The 1,758-nt window shown below is 72.3% G+C and carries 2 protein-coding genes; both read left to right on the plus strand.

All coding sequences use genetic code 11. The features are described 5' to 3' along the window. On the plus strand, positions 1-356 hold a 356-nt coding region (locus tag MCM47_RS40105; RefSeq protein ID WP_238951768.1), incomplete at its 5' end, for a transglycosylase family protein. Between the two features lie 301 nt (positions 357-657). After that, a partial coding sequence (locus tag MCM47_RS40110; RefSeq protein WP_238951769.1) for a permease occupies positions 658-1,758 on the plus strand: 1,101 nt, incomplete at its 3' end.

Below are 1,758 nucleotides of genomic sequence, written 5' to 3' on the forward strand. Positions count from 1 at the left end.
CCGCCACCAAGCGCCGCAACCGCGTCCGCATGGCACTCATGGCCGGGGCCCTCACCGCCCTGCCGGTGGCCGGCCTCGTCACGGCCAACGCCGCCTCCGCCGCCCCCGCCTCCGTCTGGGACAAGGTCGCCCAGTGCGAAGCCACCGGCAACTGGGCCATCAACACCGGCAACGGCTTCTACGGCGGCCTCCAGTTCACCTCCAGCACCTGGGCCGCCTTCGGCGGCACCGCCTACGCCCCCCAGGCCCACCAGGCCACCAAGGCCCAGCAGATCGCCATCGGCGAGAAGGTCCTCGCCGCCCAGGGCCCCGGCGCCTGGCCCGTCTGCTCCGTCAAGGCCGGCCTCACCAAGTAACACCCCCAGCCCCCACCGGGCCCCCGCCCCCACCGGCACCCCGACAACGCCGCTGCACCCCACCCGACCACCACACCGGGCCCGGGAGCAGCGGCGTCGCGGCGTTCACGGACACGCCGGACCCGGTCCGGGGCGGCACGGCTCGGCGCGGCGCGCAGCGGCGGTGTCGGCTCGGTGCCGCTGGATTCGTGCCGGCGCGGCATAGCGTGTCCGGGAGGTGCGCGCGGCCGGGGCGGGCTGCGCGCGGCTGCGGAGAGCGGGCCGGATCGGGTCCGGAGTCGAACGGAAGGCGCGAGCGCCCGTGGATGCCGTCCTGCACGCGCTGTCGATCAGCGGGTCCATGACCTGGGAGATCACCTGGGCGCTGATCCTCGGTTTCGCGCTGTCCGCCGTCGTCCAGGCGGTCGTGCACAGGGCCACCGTCGCCGGTCTGCTGGGGGACGACCGGCCCCGGACGCTCGTGGTCGCCGCCGGTCTGGGGGCAGCCTCCTCGTCGTGCTCCTACGCCGCGGTGGCGCTGGCCCGTTCGTTGTTCCGCAAGGGGGCCGACTTCACGGCGGCGATGGCCTTCGAGATCGCCTCCACCAACCTGGTCGTCGAGCTCGGCGTGATCCTGGCGCTGCTGATGGGCTGGCAGTTCACCGCGGCGGAGTTCGTGGGCGGGCCGATCATGATCGCGCTGCTGGCGGTCCTCTTCCGGCTGCTCCTGCACGACCGGCTGCTGCGGGAGGCCCGTACTCAGGCCGGGCGCGGCCTGGCCGGCTCGATGGAGGGCCACGCGGCGATGGACATGTCCGTACGACGCGAGGGCTCGTTCGCCCGGCGGCTCTTCTCCGGCGAGGGCTTCACCGCCACCTCGCACGTGTTCGTCATGGAGTGGGCGGCCATCCTGCGCGACCTGGTGCTGGGCCTGCTCATCGCCGGCGCGATCGCCGCCTGGGTGCCCGACGGCTTCTGGCAGGCCTTCTTCTTCGAGGGCCACCCCGTGGCGTCCAAGATCTGGGGCCCGCTCATCGGGCCGCTGGTGGCGATCGCCTCGTTCGTCTGCTCGATCGGCAACGTGCCGCTGGCCGTCGTCCTGTGGAAGGGCGGCATCAGCTTCGGCGGCGTCATCTCCTTCATCTTCGCCGACCTGCTGATCCTGCCCATCCTCAACATCTACCGGAAGTACTACGGCAGGAGGATGGCCCTGTTCCTGCTCGCGACCTTCTACCCGGCCATGGTCGTCGCCGGGTACGCCATCGAGCTCGGCTTCGGCGCGCTCGGGCTGATCCCCGACCGGGAGGACGCGACCATTCCGATGGAGGGCGTCTCCTGGAACTACACGACCTTCCTCAACATCGCCTTCCTGCTGCTGGCGGCCGTCCTGCTGGTGCGCTTCGTCCGGACCGGCGGTCTTCCC

The organism is Kitasatospora sp. A2-31 (assembly GCF_022288725.1).
GTDB lineage: Bacteria > Actinomycetota > Actinomycetes > Streptomycetales > Streptomycetaceae > Kitasatospora.